This is a genomic window from Nocardia sp. NPDC056541 (assembly GCF_042794235.1).
Taxonomy (GTDB): domain Bacteria; phylum Actinomycetota; class Actinomycetes; order Mycobacteriales; family Mycobacteriaceae; genus Nocardia.
This window is the reverse complement of record NZ_JBHTUD010000028.1, coordinates 12436-28218: the sequence shown is the minus strand read 5'-3', so window position 1 is coordinate 28218 and position 15783 is coordinate 12436. Positions and strand designations below refer to the sequence as shown.

At 69.0% G+C, this 15783-nt stretch carries 15 protein-coding genes; 6 read left to right on the top strand and 9 right to left on the bottom strand.

The features are described from left to right. Window positions 1-25: 25 nt before the first annotated feature. A complete protein-coding gene (locus ACFQ9R_RS32025) occupies window positions 26-169 on the top strand; it encodes a hypothetical protein (RefSeq protein ID WP_378633702.1) in 144 nt (47 codons plus the stop codon). 49 nt (window positions 170-218) lie between these two features. Then, entirely contained in the window at window positions 219-557 is a 339-nt protein-coding gene (locus ACFQ9R_RS32020; RefSeq protein ID WP_378996081.1) for a hypothetical protein, read from the top strand. On the opposite strand, the gene ACFQ9R_RS32015 is transcribed toward ACFQ9R_RS32020, so the two are convergent. From ACFQ9R_RS32015 to thiO, 6 genes are all read right to left on the bottom strand, one after another. Further along, entirely contained in the window at window positions 540-1394 is an 855-nt protein-coding gene (locus ACFQ9R_RS32015) for an adenylate/guanylate cyclase domain-containing protein (RefSeq protein WP_378996150.1), read from the bottom strand. The genes ACFQ9R_RS32020 and ACFQ9R_RS32015 overlap by 18 nt on opposite strands. Before the next feature lie 315 nt (window positions 1395-1709). Then, complete coding sequence (locus tag ACFQ9R_RS32010) at window positions 1710-2471, bottom strand: ABC transporter permease (protein WP_378633697.1); 762 nt, start codon at window positions 2469-2471, stop codon at window positions 1710-1712. Next, window positions 2471-3406 carry an ABC transporter ATP-binding protein gene (locus ACFQ9R_RS32005; protein ID WP_378633694.1) on the bottom strand — a complete coding sequence of 312 codons (936 nt, stop codon included), beginning with the start codon at window positions 3404-3406 and terminating at the stop codon, window positions 2471-2473. The genes ACFQ9R_RS32010 and ACFQ9R_RS32005 overlap by 1 nt, the downstream gene beginning before the upstream one ends. A gap of 85 nt (window positions 3407-3491) precedes the next feature. Beyond that, window positions 3492-4250 carry a thiazole synthase gene (locus ACFQ9R_RS32000; RefSeq protein WP_378996078.1) on the bottom strand — a complete coding sequence of 253 codons (759 nt, stop codon included), beginning with the start codon at window positions 4248-4250 and terminating at the stop codon, window positions 3492-3494. Continuing rightward, a complete protein-coding gene (gene thiS, locus ACFQ9R_RS31995; RefSeq protein ID WP_378633691.1) occupies window positions 4243-4458 on the bottom strand; it encodes a sulfur carrier protein ThiS in 216 nt (71 codons plus the stop codon). The genes ACFQ9R_RS32000 and thiS overlap by 8 nt, the downstream gene beginning before the upstream one ends. Next, entirely contained in the window at window positions 4455-5546 is a 1092-nt protein-coding gene (thiO, locus tag ACFQ9R_RS31990; protein WP_378996076.1) for a glycine oxidase ThiO, read from the bottom strand. Before thiO ends, thiS begins: the two co-directional genes overlap by 4 nt. 78 nt (window positions 5547-5624) lie before the next feature. On the opposite strand from thiO, the gene thiE reads away from it, so the two are divergent. Next, window positions 5625-6323: a thiamine phosphate synthase gene (gene thiE / locus ACFQ9R_RS31985; RefSeq protein ID WP_378633686.1), complete on the top strand. Its 699-nt coding sequence runs from the start codon at window positions 5625-5627 to the stop codon at window positions 6321-6323. Between the two features lie 56 nt (window positions 6324-6379). Here the strand turns inward: thiE and ACFQ9R_RS31980 are convergent, their stop codons facing one another. Continuing rightward, complete coding sequence (locus ACFQ9R_RS31980) at window positions 6380-7018, bottom strand: NUDIX domain-containing protein (RefSeq protein ID WP_378996074.1); 639 nt, start codon at window positions 7016-7018, stop codon at window positions 6380-6382. 128 nt (window positions 7019-7146) lie between these two features. On the opposite strand from ACFQ9R_RS31980, the gene ACFQ9R_RS31975 reads away from it, so the two are divergent. The 3 genes from ACFQ9R_RS31975 to ACFQ9R_RS31965 all read left to right on the top strand — a co-directional run bounded on the left by ACFQ9R_RS31975 (window position 7147) and on the right by ACFQ9R_RS31965 (window position 12472). Further along, window positions 7147-8628: a hypothetical protein gene (locus tag ACFQ9R_RS31975; RefSeq protein WP_378996072.1), complete on the top strand. Its 1482-nt coding sequence runs from the start codon at window positions 7147-7149 to the stop codon at window positions 8626-8628. Then, window positions 8625-9581 carry a glutamate ABC transporter substrate-binding protein gene (locus tag ACFQ9R_RS31970; protein ID WP_378996070.1) on the top strand — a complete coding sequence of 319 codons (957 nt, stop codon included), beginning with the start codon at window positions 8625-8627 and terminating at the stop codon, window positions 9579-9581. Before ACFQ9R_RS31975 ends, ACFQ9R_RS31970 begins: the two co-directional genes overlap by 4 nt. A 578-nt stretch (window positions 9582-10159) precedes the next feature. Continuing rightward, entirely contained in the window at window positions 10160-12472 is a 2313-nt protein-coding gene (locus tag ACFQ9R_RS31965; RefSeq protein ID WP_378996148.1) for a tetratricopeptide repeat protein, read from the top strand. A 2-nt stretch (window positions 12473-12474) separates the two neighbouring features. On the opposite strand, the gene ACFQ9R_RS31960 is transcribed toward ACFQ9R_RS31965, so the two are convergent. Together ACFQ9R_RS31960 and pta are read right to left on the bottom strand one after the other, a co-directional pair. After that, the gene (locus ACFQ9R_RS31960; protein ID WP_378996068.1) at window positions 12475-13674 is read right to left on the bottom strand and encodes an acetate kinase; all 1200 of its coding nucleotides are present in this window, start codon (window positions 13672-13674) and stop codon (window positions 12475-12477) included. Beyond that, a complete protein-coding gene (pta, locus tag ACFQ9R_RS31955; RefSeq protein ID WP_378996066.1) occupies window positions 13671-15749 on the bottom strand; it encodes a phosphate acetyltransferase in 2079 nt (692 codons plus the stop codon). Before pta ends, ACFQ9R_RS31960 begins: the two co-directional genes overlap by 4 nt. Window positions 15750-15783 lie beyond the last annotated feature (34 nt).

Below are 15783 nucleotides of genomic sequence, written 5' to 3'. Positions count from 1 at the left end.
CAATCCACCAGGCAAGATGGAACCCATGCTGTCCGTCCTCCTCTTCGCCCTCGCCGGATTCCTGCTCGGCGGCGCGTACACGACCTGGAAGAACAACCGCCCGGTGGCGATCGGTTTGATCGTCGCCGCTGTCCTCGCGGGCCTCGGCGCCGCGCTCTGGCTGGAGTAGCAAGACTTTCGCAAGATCAGGGCAAGGCGAGGGCTGTTGGCTTGCCCACATGTTCACTTGGTATGTCGGCCTGCTCGCGCTCAGCGGCCTCGCGATGATCATCATGGCCAACGTCGACAACGGGCGCAGCCAGCTCTCGCGCGGGCTCAACGCGGTGTTCGGTATCGCGTTCCTCGGGTACGCGGGATACCTGTGGTTCGTGTTCGAAGGCGGCGACTACCTGATCTTCTTCCACGCGTTCATCCTGCCGGTGCTGCTCATCATCGACTTCGTGCGTTCGACGAACTGGCAGGCGCTGACCGACAAGCCCACCCCGACCCAGAAGGCCTTCCGCGAGTACTGGAAGGAACAGGATCGGCTGGAAAAGCGCTCAGCCCGACGTGTGTAGCTTGAAGATCCTGACGTCTTCCGGGACGCCGTTCAGCGGCGCCGCCCAGAAGTTCCGCTTGTAGGGTTTGGCGACAACGCCCAGCTCATCGAGGGTTTCCGGGCGCAGCGCGGCCAACGTGATGCTGGATATCATCGTGTTGCCGTTACCGCCCGCCTCCATCATCCTGGCGGCGATGTTGACGTCGACGCCGAGCCAGTCGCCGCCGATCTCCCGGGGCGAGCCGGTGTGCAGGCCCACCCGCATACGCGGGGTGTAGCCGTTGATCTCGACCCCGGCGAGATTGCGCCGGGCCGCCAGCGCGGCGCGCACGGCACGATCGGGTGAGGAGAACACCGCCATCAGGCCGTCGCCCATCCGCTTGACCACCTGACCGCCACGCTCGACGATCGGCGGCTCGATGGCCTTGGCGACCTTGCGCAGCAGTTCCAGGGTGCGCTCGTCGCCCACCGACAGCGACCAGCTCGAGAACCCGACCAGGTCGGTGAACACGATGGTCACCTCCTCGGAGCCACGCCCACGCCCGATCCGCTCCAGCCCCGCCTGCCACACCTGTAGGGCACCGAAACCGATTTCCCTGGCCGCGGTCGGGGCGCCGCCCGCGATCTTGTCCGCCGCCCGGGCCACCGCGCGCGCACCGCCGGGTCCTGTCACCGACAGCGGGTCGCCGAAGGACGGGTCGCCCGGCAGCTGGTGGCGCGCCTTGCGTAAGGCGCCGATCAGGTCCGCCCGGCGGTTGGCCGCTTGCAGCTTCGACGAGATCTGGGCGCGCTTGCGGCTCGCGCGCGCATCGGTGTCGGACTCGGCGGATTCACTCACGATCGGCTCCAACGGGATGGACACGTCCGCGGCGTCGCGCCGCCGCGGATTCACCCCGCCAGAAGGCGTTTCACTCACGCTCAAAGGTTAGCCGATCCGCCTCCCCGAGACTTCCAGCCAGACTCAGGTGAGTGGGGACGAGGTGACGCGTCCGGCGGTTCCGTGCGTGGGCGCGTTCGCCCGTGCCCGGCGAGTTACCCAGGTACTCACTGGATATGCGCGAGCCCCCGGCGTCCGGGCAGCGGACGCCGGGGGCTCGTGCAGGGGCGACCTCCCGACAAGGTCGCGGCCCTCGCGACCCGGGCCAATGCGAGGGCGGCCCGGGCAGGATTGTCAGGCGTCGCGGCGGTTGACCAGCACGAGTGCGCCGGCGAACACGATCGCCACGAACACGGCGAAGTAGATCAGGCTTCCCCACACGCCCCAGTGCCAGTCGCCCGCGTACTCCTCGACGCTCAGGAAACGGTTCGCGTTCTGGAAGGGCAGGAACGGCTTGACGGTGCGGCCGAAGCTGCCGAACGCGCCGAGCAGGTTCTCCAGCAGCAGCGACCACAGCACGATCAGCGAGATCGCCGCGGCGGACTGGCGCACCAGCACACCGACACCGATGGCGAGCATGACGCACAGGAACGCGTAGATCGGCACGCTGTAGATGGCTCGCCAGTTGCCGTCGAGCACGAGACCGGGAGCGTCGTCACCGGTGATCAGCTTGGCCACGATGAACGCGATGAGCGCGAGCACACCGGTGAGCACGGCCGAGTAGAAACCGACCAGCGCGGTCTTCGACAGCACGACCTTGGATCGGTTCGGGACCGCGAGGAAGCTGGAGCGGATGACGCCGAAGCGATATTCGCTGGTCACCGTCAGCGCGGCCATGATCATCAGGACCATGACGCCGAAGCCGGCGACACCCGACACCGCCACGCTCGGGGTGAGCAACGGCGGGCCCTCGCCGGAATCCCCGGTGGAGTCGGCGTTGGTGACCAAGGCGATCAGCACGGCGAGGCCGATGCCGAGCACCACCACGACCGCCGAGCACCACCAGGGCGAGCGGGTGGAGGTGAGTTTGATTCGTTCCGCTGCGAGCACGCCCATCAGAGCGCACCTCCCATCGCCTGTTGATCGAAGCTTTCACCGTGGTACTCCACGGCGCCGCCGGTCATCCGCATGAACGCTTCCTCGAGCGAGGCCTGCTGCGGTGCCAGCTCGTAGAGCGTGACGTTGTTCGTGCCCGCCACCTTGCCGACCTCGTCGGAAGTGACGCCCGCGACGATCAGCGCGGCGTCGCCGTCTTCCTTCACGGTCATGCCGTGCGAGGTGAGCAGGCTACGCAACTGATCCAGCTGCGGGCTGCGCACGCGCACCGACTGCTCGGACGCGCGGTCGATGAACTCCTGGGTGGTGCCGTCGAACATCAGCTGACCACGACCGATGACGATGAGCTGCTCGGCGGTCTGCGACATCTCCGAGAGCAGGTGGCTCGACACGAGCACCGTGCGTCCCTCGGCGGCCAGGCGCTGCATGAACCGGCGGATCCACAGGATGCCCTCCGGGTCGAGGCCGTTGACCGGCTCGTCGAACAGCAGCACCTTCGGGTCGCCGAGCAGCGCGCCCGCCAGTCCGAGACGCTGGGACATACCGAGCGAGAATCCGCCCGCGTTCTTGTTCGCCACCTCGGACAGGCCGACCAGTCGCAGGACCTCTTCGACCCGCGACTTCGGGATGTCGTTGGAGGCGGCCAGCCACTCCAGATGGGCGCGCGCCGAGCGGTTCGGATGCACCCACTTGGCATCCAGCAGCGCGCCGACCTGCGTGAGCGGGCGTTCCAGCTGCTGGTACTGCTTGCCGTCGATGAGCGCACTGCCCGCCGTCGGCTTGTCCAATCCGAGGATCATCCGCATGGTCGTCGATTTACCGGCACCGTTGGGTCCGAGGAACCCGGTCACCAGTCCTGGTCGGACGGTGAACGTGAGGTCCTGCACCGCGACGGTCTGGCCGAATTGCTTCGTCAGGCCCTTCAGCTCGATCATGCGCCCCAGCTTGCCTCACGATCGCCGTGCCGCGCGTCGCCGAGAAGTAGCGAGTCGGGTCATCCTCGAGGATGACCCTCGACCCCTAGACGGCTGGGGAAGAAGCCTGAGCCCAGAAACGCTGGGGGATACGGCCCGCCTGCCTGGCCAGATAGCCCGCACGCACGGCGGCCGACATGGCCGACGCCATGAGTTCGGGCTCTTTCGCCCTGGTCACGGCGGTAGCGAGCAGGACTGCCGAGCAGCCGAGTTCCATGGCGAGAGCGGCGTCGCTGGCGGTGCCGATGCCCGCGTCGAGGATCACGGGGACCCCGGCGGCGGCGACGATCATCTCGATGTTGTGGGGGTTGCCGATGCCCAAGCCCGTGCCGATCGGGGAGCCGAGCGGCATCACCGCGGCACAGCCCGCTTCTTCGAGGCGGCGGGCGAGGATCGGGTCGTCGTTGGTGTACGGCAGGACGACGAAACCGTCGTCGACGAGCTTCTCGGCGGCGTCGAGGAGCTCGAACGGGTCCGGCAGCAGGGTGCGGTCGTCGGCGACCACCTCGAGCTTGACCCAGTTGGTGTCGAGCGCCTCACGGGCCAGCTGGGCGGTGAGTACGGCTTCGGCGGCGGTGCGACAGCCCGCGGTGTTGGGCAGCAGGGTGATGTCGAGGCGCTTGAGCAGGTCGAGCACGCCGGTGCCGCCCGCGGCGTCGACCCGGCGCATGGCGACGGTGGTGAGCTCGGTGCCCGAGGCGATCAGCGCCTGTTCGAGGACGGCGAGGTTTTCGGCGCCCCCGGTGCCCATGATCAGGCGGGAGCCGAACTCCTTGTCGGCGATCCGCAACGGCGACTCAGCCACCCTGCACCGCCGTGAGCACCTCGATGGTCCAGCCGCGCCCGACCGGCTCGTCCCAGCGCGACTTCGAGAAGACCGCGCCGTCGACCGCCAATGCCACACCCTGGCAGGGCAATTCGAGCTTGGTCAGCAGTTCGCGGACGCTGAGCGGCTCGGGGAACTCGTGGTCGACACCGTTGACGGTGACGCCGATCGGAATGGTCGAGGTCATCGAACTCCTCCTTGCGACAGAGATGGCATCTGCGATGCCGGAAAACGTTGAGGTGCTGCGGCTTCGACGACCACGGGGGTCTCGCCGTCGAGCAGCGCGGGCACGACCGCCGCGGTGAGCGCGAGGGTGAGCATGCCGTTACGGCCGTGACCGGTGGCGGCAACGACCCGGTCGTCGAGGTGGCCGAGCAGCGGCAGGTTGTCGGGGGTTCCCGGCCGCGAGCCCGCGTTCGCTTCGGCCAGTTCGTATTCGGCGATGCCGGGCAGGATGGTTTCGGCGTCGGCGATCAGGTCACGGACACCGCCGACGGTGACGGTGGTGTCGAAGCCCGCCTCGTATTGTGTTGCACCGACAACGATTCCGTCTTCGCGGGGGACCAGGTAGACCTGCCTGCCGTGGACCCGGGCGCGGATCACCCTGGTCGGTGGCGGGCTGACGCCGGGCCTGCGACGCAACCGGAGGATTTCACCCTTCACCGGACGCACCGGCAGGCCGGGCCAGAGCTCGGCGGAGCGGGCGCCCGCCGCGAGGACTATCCGGTCGTGCGGTAGCTCCTCCAGCGCGGCAACGGCTTCGGCACGGATCTCGACACCGGCTCCGGCGCAGGCGGATCGGAGCGCACGCAGTACGCGCCGATTGTCGACGGCGGGTTCGGTTTTCGCGTGCAGGCCGGCGCGGACGGTACGCGCGAGCGCGGGTTCCAGCGCGCGGACTCCCGCACGATCGAGCACCCGCAGATCGTGACCGAAGCCGGCCAGCCAGTCCGAGACGGTGCGCAGGTCTGTGACATCGGCGCTGTCGAGGGCGACGGTGAGCGTCTCCTCGGCCACGAACATCGATTCACCCGAGACCGCTCGGAGCCGTTCGGCGAAAGCGGGCCACTGCGCCAGCGCGGCCGCGCCGAAGGCGAGCACCCGGTCCTCCCCCGGCCAGCCTTCCGACAGCGGCGCCAGCATTCCACCGGCCACGAAGGAGGCGCCGCGCGCGGGTTCGGGGTCGTAGACGGTGACCGTCCAGCCCGCCTCGGCGGCCCGCCATGCGACGGCAAGTCCGACGGCGCCGCCGCCAACGACCGCCAGAGTTCGCATCCCGTTCCACCTGTCTTTTTCGCCTACCGCCCGCCACGGCGTTCGCACTCCAACGGTAGCGCGACTACCGTCGAGAACGTGCAGCCCTCCCATCCGAACCGTTCCGTCCCGCCAAGGGAGCGCCTGTCGAGTGCACTGCTGTATCTGTGCACCGATGCGCGGCGGGAAAAAGGTGATCTGTCCCGCTTCGTCGACGCGGCGCTGGCAGGCGGAGTCGACATCGTGCAGCTCAGGGACAAGGGATCGCCGGGCGAGGCCGAATTCGGGCCGCTCGAGGCGAAGGCCGAGCTCGGTGCGCTCGCCGAGATCAAGGCCGCGACCCGTCGCCACGGCGCCTTGCTCGCGGTGAACGATCGCGCCGATATCGCACTCGCCGCGGGCGCCGATGTGCTGCACCTCGGCCAAGGAGACCTGCCGCCGTCCTACGCGCGACGCGTCCTCGGCCCCGATGTGGTGATCGGCCGCTCCACCCACAACCGCAACCAGGCGAGTCTGGCCGCGATCGACGGCCACCTCGACTACTTCTGCACCGGCCCGATCTGGACCACGCCGACCAAGCCCGGCCGCCAGGCCGCTGGCGTCGACTTCGTCCGCTCGACCGCCGAGTCCCATCCCACCCTCCCCTGGTTCGCCATCGGCGGCGTCGACGCGCAACGACTCCCCGAGGTGCTGGCCGCCGGTGCCCGCCGCGTGGTCGTCGTCCGTGCGATCACCGAAGCCGCCGATCCGGAAGCCGCGGCTCGCGAACTGAAGCAAGCCCTCCTCGCCGCTGACTGAGTGCCACGACCGGCGTGGCTGCGATGTGCGCGCAGTCGGGTCGAGGAGGTACGGACTCAGGCGAGAACGTCTGCCCGGGTGAGGACCGGGCCTTCGGTGGGCTCACCGTCGAGAACGACTTCGACGCCGGGGCCGTCGACCCGCGCGTGCAGCCAGAAGAAGCCCTGGTCGGGCAGTTCGACTGTGCGGGGTAGCGCTTGCGCGAGCTCGGCGTCGGCGTCCAGGCGCACGCGCAACGGCACCGCGCGCAGTTCGTTCCAGGCGACGGCGAAGCCGGGATGCAACGGCAGATCGGCGACCTCGTCCTCGGGGACCCAGGCCAGTTCGGCGCTCTCCTTGTTGGCGACCGTGGGCAGCGGCTTGTCGGCGTCGGCGACGACAGTGATGTAGGTCCAGCCGCTCGGGGCGGTCATGGTCAAGCGCTCGGCCCTGACCCTGAGATCGGCGGCGGCGATGCCCGCTTCCTCCTCGGCCTCCCTGACCGCCGCGTGCTCGGGCGACTCGTGCGAGTCACGCGCCCCACCGGGCAGCGCCCAGGTGCCGCCCTGATGACTCCACGGCGCCCGGTGCTGCAACAGCACCGCGGACCCGCCACCGGGCAGCGGTGCGCGCAGCAGCAGACCCGCCGCACCGTATTTTCCCCAGTGCTTGGCCCCATCGGGGCCCTTGAACCAGCCGTCTCCGTCGCCGCGCATCCCATACTCTTTCCTCCGAGCAGCCGGACAGCAACCGCTGCGGGGGTGTGTGAGGGGCTGCGCTACCCGTAGGCCCACAATAAACTCCGCACAGGTAGGTGTGCACGGACAGCGCCGGGAGGTGAACGATGGTCGAACCGGGGAATCGCAATGCCTCGACGGAGGTGGCGGCCGTCCGTGTTCGCCCGTCACCGCAGGCCACGACGGGTGCGAAGCACTCCGAGACGGTCGGCGCGGCGCCGGTGACACCACGCTGGGCGCCGCTGCGCCGACCGGCCGCGCCGGTCGACCGGCCGCCCGCGCCCGACGTCAGAGCGTTGCGCGCGCAGTTCCAACCCGCCCGGTTGCGCAGCTTCGCGCAGTCCTCGCCGGGTCGGCTCGTTGCCGCCGGACTGGTCCTGATGGTGCTGTGCGTCACCGCGGGCGCGGTGACTTCGACGACCGTGAGCGAGCGTCAGCAAGCTCTCGGCGTCCTGCTCGACGACACCGAACCCGACGCGCATTCGGCCAATCACCTCTACACCTCGCTCTCCATCGCCGACGCCGCCGCGGGCACCGCGTTCATCGCGGGCGGACTCGAACCCCAAGCGGTGCGCGACCGCTATACCCAGGCCATCGGTGAGGCCGCCGCCGAACTGGTGACCCAGGCCGGGCACGTCTCCGACGAAGAGGCGGCCGATCCGTCGGGCACCGACCGCCGCCTGCGTACCGGCATCGCGACCGGGCTGCCCGTCTACAGCGGGCTGATCGAGACCGCGCGGGTGAACAATCGCAACGGCTATCCCGTCGGCGCGGCCTATCTGAGCGAGGCATCACATCAGATGCAGACCGGACTGCTGCCGATGGCCGAGGAGCTGGAGGACCACCGCTTCGACGCGGTCACCGCCGCGCAGTACCGGCACGTGCAACCACCGTGGACGGCGATCGTGCTGCTCGTGGTGGCGCTCGGCGCGCTGATCTGGGTGCAGGTCGAGCTGGCGCGGCGCTCGCGCCGATTCTTCAACATGGGCTTGCTGGTCGGCACCGGCGCGCTGGCGCTGACCCTGATCTGGACGGTGGCGGCCGGTTCGCTCTCCGCGGTGGCGATGATTCGCTGCCGGGACGAGGGCGCGGTGCCATCGGCACGATTGGCCGAGAGCCGAATCCTCGTGCAGCAAGCCAGATCAGCGGAAATGGTGAAGCTGGTCCGCCGCGACGCGACCGGTGACTACGACCGCACCTTCGATACGAACGCCACCCGGCTCAACGAGCTGCTCGCCGGTTACCCCGCGGACGCGCCTGCCCGCGACGAGGTGGCGCACGCGCGCGCCGCGCTCACCCGCTGGCAGTCGGCCCACCAGCGGATGAACGACACCCTCCAGCGGGGCGATTTCGTGGGCGCGGCCACCGTCGCGACCGGTCCGAGCGCCGCCGATTCCGCCGCCCAGGTCGACGCACTCGATCGGGCACTGGACAAGGCGGGCGCGGTGACGCGAGATACCCTGCGCGCCAGGGTGTCGCAGGCGATCGATGTGCTGTCGTTCCTCGCCCCCGGCGCGTTCGTGCTCGGGATCGCGGCGGCGGCATGCGTTGCGCTCGGTTTGTGGCCGCGACTGCGGGAGTACCGATGAGGCGCGGCCGAGTTATCGCGGCACTGATGCTGGCCGGACTGCTCGCAGGCTGCTCCGAGGGCGCCCCCGCGCCCGCTGAGCGGGGTGTCTATTCCGAACCTCCGTTGCCCGCCAAGGCCATTCCGATCGGCACCGACACCCCGGTGCCGCCCACCGGCGGCGAACAGTGTGGCGATCCGACCGCGAGTCTGCGACCGAGCACCGCCACCGGCCCGACGATCGATGCCATTCGCGCGCGCGGCAGGCTCGTCGTGGGCCTGGACGCGGGCAGCAACCTGTTCAGCTTCCGCGATCCACTCACCGGTCGCATCGTCGGATTCGACGCCGACATCGCCCGCGAGATCGCCCGCGACCTGCTCGGCAATCCTGATCTGATCGAATACCGCAGTCTCGCTTCGGAAGAGCGCGAGCGGGCATTGCAGGATCACACGGTCGACCTGATCGCGAAGACGATGACGATCACCTGCGAGCGACGTCAGCGGGTGGCGTTCTCGACGGTGTACCTGCGGGCCGACCAGCGGGTGCTCGCGGTGAAGGGTTCGGGCATCGACGGCCTGGCCGATCTGGCGGGCAAGCGGGTGTGCGTGGTGCGCGGCACCACCTCGCTCGACCACATCCGCCGCGACCAGCCTGCCGCCACGATCCTGACGGTGCCCACCTGGGCCGACTGCCTGGTGGTGCTGCAACAACGCCAGGTCGACGCCGTGAGCACCGACGACTCGATCCTGGCGGGCCTGGCCGCCCAGGACCCCTACACCGAAGTGGTGGGCGGGAGCATCAGCGCCGAGCCGTACGGCATCGGGATTCCCAAGGGCAACGACGACCTGGTGCGTTTCGTCAACTCCACCCTGGACCGCATCCGCAACGACGGCACCTGGACCCGCATCCACCGCCGCTGGCTCGCGACGCTCGGCGAGACGCCGAGCCCGCCCGCACCGAAGTACCAGGACTGACGGCCATGAGCACGAACCCGACCAGCGAAGAGCCAGGGCGACGCGATCCGGCCCCGGAGGATCAGGTGCCCGCCGAATCGCCGGTGCACCCCCGAGCCCGGCACGACGCCGACCACGACCCGGCACCCGCCGAATCGACACCCCACGCCGCGGCACCGGACGACCAGGAACGGCGCGAGCCGACCCAGCTGACCCAGCGCCACCGTCCTGGCACGCTGCCCGGTGGGTGGACGCTGCCCGGCGACGACGAGACGCGGCCGCTGCCCAAACTCACCGCCGAGGCCGCCTCGGAGTTCGCCAGGAAGCAGGCGAGCAGCCGCGACCAGACCCCCGCGACCGATGCCACCCGGCGCGCCGAAGCGTCCGGACCCGTCCAACAGGGCGACGTTCCCCCGGCCGACGTCGAAGCCTCGCAACACGCGCGGGACCATCTCGCTACGCAGCGGGCGAGCCGCCCCGCGCCGACGGCACAAGAATCCGCCGCGTATGTCCCCACCGAAGCGACGCAACGCGCCCCTGAGGCCCCGAACGCGGCGGCCGAGCGCACCCGCGAGACCGCGTCCTACGCGGCAACCGAAATGGCACATCGCCCCGCCGAAACCGCGCCCTACGCGGCGACCGAAGCGGCACAGCGGGTTCCGGTGAACGCACCGCACGCGGCGACCGAGGCAGCCCAGCGCGACGATCATCCCGGCGCACGAGCGACGTCCGATTCCTGGCCGTCCGCGCCACAGACCGGGGTGAGTACCGCGCGGTCGGGGCGCAGTGTGCGGACCGCGAGGTCGCGGCCCACGCGGCGGCTCGGCGCCGGGCTGGTGCCGATTCCGACAGTCACCCCGGCCGACCCTCGGGACGCCGTGCTGGCCGATCCGATGGTCTCGGAAGGCCGTCGGTTCTGTTGGCGCTGCGGCAATCCGGTCGGGCGGTCGACGCCGGCGCGAGCCGCCTCGACCAGCGGTGAGTGCGAAACCTGCGGGGCCGCCTACGATTTCCGGCCGTCGCTGCACGAGGGCGATATGGTCGCCGGGCAGTACGAGATCCAGGGGTGCATCGCGCACGGCGGTCTCGGCTGGATCTATCTGGCCATCGACCGCAATGTGAGCGATCGGTGGGTGGTACTCAAGGGCCTGCTGCACGCGGGTGACGCCGAGGCGCAGGCCGTCGCGGTGGCCGAGCGCCAGTTCCTGGCCGAGGTGGCGCACCCGAGCATCGTCAAGATCCACAACTTCGTCGAGCACACCGCGGGTGACGGGTCCATCGGCTACATCGTGATGGAGTATGTGGGCGGGCATTCGCTGCGCGACATTCTCGATGCCAGGCCACGTGGCGAGCAGATGCCGCTGGCCGAGGCCATCGCGTATGTGCTGGAGATCCTGCCCGCGCTGGAACATCTGCATTCGATCGGCCTCACCTACAACGACCTCAAGCCCGACAACGTGATGGTCACCGAGGATCAGGTGAAGCTCATCGACCTCGGCGCGGTCGCCACCATCGACGCCTATGGCAACCTGTACGGCACCAAGGGTTTCCAGGCGCCCGAGATCGCCCGCACCGGGCCGACGCCCGCCTCCGATGTCTACACCGTGGGCCGGACGATCGCCGCGCTCACGTTGGCGCTGCCCAGCGAACACGGCCGCTACCTCGACGGCATCCCCGACCCCGCCGACGAACCACTGCTGGCCCGCTACGAGTTCTTCCATCGATTCCTGCTCACCGCCACCGATCCCGATCCGGCACAGCGTTTTCCGTCGGCGCGGGCGATGTCGGCGCAGCTGGCCGGGGTGTTGCGCGAGATCCTCGCCTACGACACCGGCACGGAACATCCACAGCTGTCCACAGTGTTCAGTCCACAGCGCACCAGCTTCGGGACCGAGGAACTGATCAGCCAGACCGACGCCTATCTCGACGGTGTGGGTCGCTCGCCGCTGCTGGATTCCCGCGATGTGGTGGCTGCACTGCCGATTCCGCTGATCGACCCCGCCGATCCGTCGGCACCACTGCTGGCCGCCACCGCCAATCCAGAGCCGGAGCGGGTACTCGAGGCACTGCACGACTCCCGCGAGCGGGCCGAGGCCGATCCGGACAACGCACCCGACACCCTGGCGGGCGAATTGCTCTTCGCCGAGGCGCGAGCGCGGCTGGAACTGGGCGAGTCGGCGGCGGTGTTGCACATGCTCGATCGGGTGCCCAGCGAATCCGATTGGCGCACCGACTGGTTCACCGGTCAGGCCCATCTGCTCGAACTCGACTTCGAGGCCGCCTTCGCGTCGTTCGAGGCGGTATTGCGAGTGCTGCCGGGCGAGATCGCGCCGAAGCTGGCGTTGGCCGCCACCGCGGAACTCATTCTGCAACACTGGGATTCCGACGCTCCCGAACAGTGGCGAAGTTTCGCCGAACGTTATTACGACACTGTCTGGCGCACCGACAGGGCGGTGGTGAGCGCGGCATTCGGCCTGGCCAGACAACTGGCGGTGGCCGGGCGAGTCGGCGAAGCGGTCCACGCCCTCGACGATGTGCCCGCCGCGTCCCGCCACTTCACCACCGCTCAGACCACGGCGATCCTGTTGCTGCTCACCAGCTCTCCCGTCGCCGAACTCGACGAGCAGATCCTGCGGCTGGCCGCCTCGCGCGCCCAGTCCATCCCAGCGGGCGAGCACCGCGCCACCCTCATGCGCACGCTGGTCCAGGGCTCGGCATTGGCCTGGCTACAGGCCGGGAACACACCGAAACGTAAGGACGCCAAGCTGTTCGGCCGCGCCTTCACCGAACGCGAACTGCGCGACGGCACCGAATCCGGCCTGCGCTCGCTCGCCCGCAACGCCCCGGACCGGACGCACCGCTACGCCCTCGTCGATCTGGCGAACTCGCTACGACCGAAATCCTGGTTCTGAGCTCAGTGCCCGCCGACCAGCTCGTGGGCCGCGCGGGCAATGGCCAGTTCTTCGTTGGTAGGGACCACCAGCACGGTCACCGGGGCGAACTCCGGCGAAATGCGGCGGATGCCCGGTGCTCTCTTCTCATTGCGGGTCGGGTCGATTTCGATACCGAGCGCCTGTAGACCCGCCAGTGCGTCGGCGCGCACCGCCGAGCTGTTCTCCCCCACACCGGCGGTGAAGATGATGGTGTCGACGGTGCCGAGTTCCACCAGGTAGGCGCCGAGATAGCGGCGCAGGCGGTGGATGTAGACGTCGTAGGCGAGCTTCGCCTGGGTGTCGCCGCTGTCGATGAGCTGCTGCAATTCGCGGAAGTCGTTGACCCCGCTCATGCCTTTGAGGCCGGAACTGCGGTTGAGCAGTTGCTCCACCTGACTCACGTCCAGATCGGCCGCCCGCATGAGATACGGCGTGACACCGGGATCCAGATCGCCCGGCCTGGTTCCCATCACCAGACCTTCGAGTGGGGTCATCCCCATGGTGGTGTCGATCGCGATGCCCCCGCGGATCGACGAAGCGGACGCCCCGTTGCCCAGGTGGAAAACGATCTGGTTCAGCTCTTCGGCCGGTTTCCCCAGGTACTGCGCGGCCTTCTCCGACACGTACTGGTGCGAGGTCCCGTGGAAGCCGTACTTGCGAATACCGTGGGCCGCGGCGAGTTTCGCGTCGATCGCGTAGGTCTTGGCGGCGTCGGGCAAGGTGTGGAAGAACGCCGTGTCGAAGACCGCGACCTCGGGAATGCCGGGCAGCAGCTCCCGCGTCGACTCGATGCCGACCACATTGGCGGGATTGTGCAGCGGCGCGAGCACCGACAGTTCGTCGATCGCGTGCAGCACATCGTCGGTGATCAGGGTCGGTTCCCAGAACACCTCGCCGCCGTGCACCACCCGGTGCCCGACCGCGCCGATGCCGATCGTGGTCAGGTCGAGGCCGGTCTCGCGGAACATCTCGAACGCCCGCAGCAGACCGGCTCTGTGGTCGGGTATCGCCCCGTCGTAGTCGAGTTTCGCGGGCCCCGCCTCGTGCACGATCCTGCCGCCGTGCGACTCGCCGATCTTCTCCACGAGGCCCGATGCCAGCACCTGGGCCGAGACAGCGTGCAGCAGTTGATATTTGATCGACGAGGAGCCGCTGTTCAGTACCAGAACCAGGTCACTCACTTGCCATCCCCCTGAGCCTGGATGGCGGTGATCGCCACCGTGTTGACGATGTCGGCGACCAACGCGCCGCGCGAAAGATCGTTCACCGGCTTGCGCAGACCCTGCAGCACCGGCCCGATCGCGACCGCGCCGGCGCTGCGCTGCACCGCCTTGTAGGTGTTGTTGCCGGTATTGAGGTCGGGGAAGACGAACACCGTGGCCTTGCCCGCCACTTCGGAATCGGGCAGCTTGGCGCTGGCGACGGCGGGCTCGATCGCCGCGTCGTACTGGATGGGGCCTTCCACCGGCAGTTCCGGCGCACGCTCACGCACGAGTTCGGTGGCCGTGCGCACCTTGTCGACGTCGGCGCCGGTGCCGGATGCGCCGGTCGAGTAGGACAGCATCGCCACCCGGGGGTCGATCCCGAAACGGGCCGCCGTGCCCGCCGAGGACACCGCGATATCGGCCAGCTGCTCCGAGGTCGGATCGGGGACCACCGCGCAATCGCCATAGGCGAGTACACGATCGGCCAAGCACATCAGGAACACACTCGACACCGTGGAGACGCCCGGCACCGTCTTGATGATCTCGAACGAGGGCCGGATCGTGTGCGCGGTGGTGTGCGCGGCACCGGAGACCATGCCGTCGGCGATCCCCTTGTAGACCATCATGGTGCCGAAATACGAGATGTCGGACATGGTTTCGCGCGCGCGCTCGAGCGTCATGCCCTTGTGCTTGCGCAATTCGGTGTATTCGGCGGCGAATTCGTCGAGGTAGCCCGAGGTGCGCGGCGCCATCACCTGAGCGTCGGCGATATCCACACCCAACTCGGCGGCGCGGGCCCGTACCGACGTCTCGTCACCGAGGATGGTGAGGTCGGCGATCTTGCGCTGCAGCACCCGGCCGGCGGCGCGGAGGATGCGGTCGTCGTCGCCTTCCGGCAGCACGATGCGTTTGCGGTCGGCGCGGGCGCGTTCGATCAGCCGGTACTCGAACATCTGCGGCGTCACGACGGTCGAGGACGGAACCTGGATGCGCCGCAACAGTTCCGGCGCGTCCACCCGCTGTTCCATCAGCGCGAGCGCGGTGTCGACCTTGCGCGGGCTACCCGCCCACATCCGGCCGCGAGTGCCGTGCACGGCACTGGCGGTGTCGTAGGTCCCCAGCTCGGTGGCCAGGATCGGCAGCCTGGGGTGCAGGCCCTCCATCAGCCGGGCGATGGCCGGATGCGGGCGAAGGCCGCCGTTCATGATCACGCCCGCCAGCGACGGGAACCCCTCTGCCTCATGGGCATTCACCAGGCTCAGCAGCACGTCGGAGCGGTCGCCAGGAGCGATCACCACCACACCGTCGGACAGTCGCTCCAGGATGTGTTCGGCGGTCATGCCGCCGACCATGATGCGCAGCGCCTCACGCTGCAGCAATTCCGGGTCGCCACTGTAGATTTCGCCGTCGATCGCCTCGCACAGCTCGCCCATGGTCGGCGCCATCAGCAGCGGCACCTCGGGCAGCGTCCAGGACGGCACGTCGAAACCGGCCAGTGCGGTCGCGATGTCGTCGAGCTCGTCGGGTGCGCAGCGATTGGCGACGATCGCGACCAGGTGGGCGTGCTCGGTGGTGAGCTCGGCGGTACACAGTTCGACCAGTTGCTTGACCTCACCGGGCGTCCGTTCCGCGCCGCGAACGACCAGCAGGACGGGCGCGCCCAGGTTCACCGCGATCCGGGCGTTGAAGCGCAGCTCGCTCGGGCTGGCGACGTCGGTGTAGTCGCTGCCGACGATCACCACCGCGTCACAGGCCTTGGCGACGTCGTGGAAACGCATCACGATGTCGCTGATCGCGGCGGTGGGGTCGCGGTGCACGTCCTCGTAGGTGACGCCGATGGCCTGTTCGTAGCTGATATCGGCGGTGCTGTGCTCGAGCAGCAGTTCGAGGATGTAGTCGGGTTCGTCGGTGGAGCGGGTGATCGGACGGAACACGCCGACGCGTGCGGTGGTCGCGCACAGCATGCCGAGGACACCCAGTGCCACCGTAGATTTTCCGGTGTCGCCCTCGGGCGAGGCGATGTACACGGTGGACGGCGCTTGTTCGACCATGCTCGCGAGCTTAGTGAATCGTCGGCGATTCAGG

Coding starts and splice junctions, on each gene's coding strand:
- ACFQ9R_RS32025 (WP_378633702.1), top strand. CDS start 26: ATGCTGTCCGTCCTCCTCTTCGCCCTCGCCGGATTCCTGCTCGGCGGC.
- ACFQ9R_RS32020 (WP_378996081.1), top strand. CDS start 219: ATGTTCACTTGGTATGTCGGCCTGCTCGCGCTCAGCGGCCTCGCGATG.
- ACFQ9R_RS32010 (WP_378633697.1), bottom strand. CDS start 2,471: ATGGGCGTGCTCGCAGCGGAACGAATCAAACTCACCTCCACCCGCTCG.
- ACFQ9R_RS32005 (WP_378633694.1), bottom strand. CDS start 3,406: ATGATCGAGCTGAAGGGCCTGACGAAGCAATTCGGCCAGACCGTCGCG.
- thiS (WP_378633691.1), bottom strand. CDS start 4,458: ATGACCTCGACCATTCCGATCGGCGTCACCGTCAACGGTGTCGACCAC.
- thiO (WP_378996076.1), bottom strand. CDS start 5,546: ATGCGAACTCTGGCGGTCGTTGGCGGCGGCGCCGTCGGACTTGCCGTC.
- ACFQ9R_RS31980 (WP_378996074.1), bottom strand. CDS start 7,018: ATGCGCGGCGACGGAGACGGCTGGTTCAAGGGCCCCGATGGGGCCAAG.
- ACFQ9R_RS31975 (WP_378996072.1), top strand. CDS start 7,147: ATGGTCGAACCGGGGAATCGCAATGCCTCGACGGAGGTGGCGGCCGTC.
- ACFQ9R_RS31970 (WP_378996070.1), top strand. CDS start 8,625: ATGAGGCGCGGCCGAGTTATCGCGGCACTGATGCTGGCCGGACTGCTC.
- ACFQ9R_RS31965 (WP_378996148.1), top strand. CDS start 10,160: ATGGCACATCGCCCCGCCGAAACCGCGCCCTACGCGGCGACCGAAGCG.
- pta (WP_378996066.1), bottom strand. CDS start 15,749: ATGGTCGAACAAGCGCCGTCCACCGTGTACATCGCCTCGCCCGAGGGC.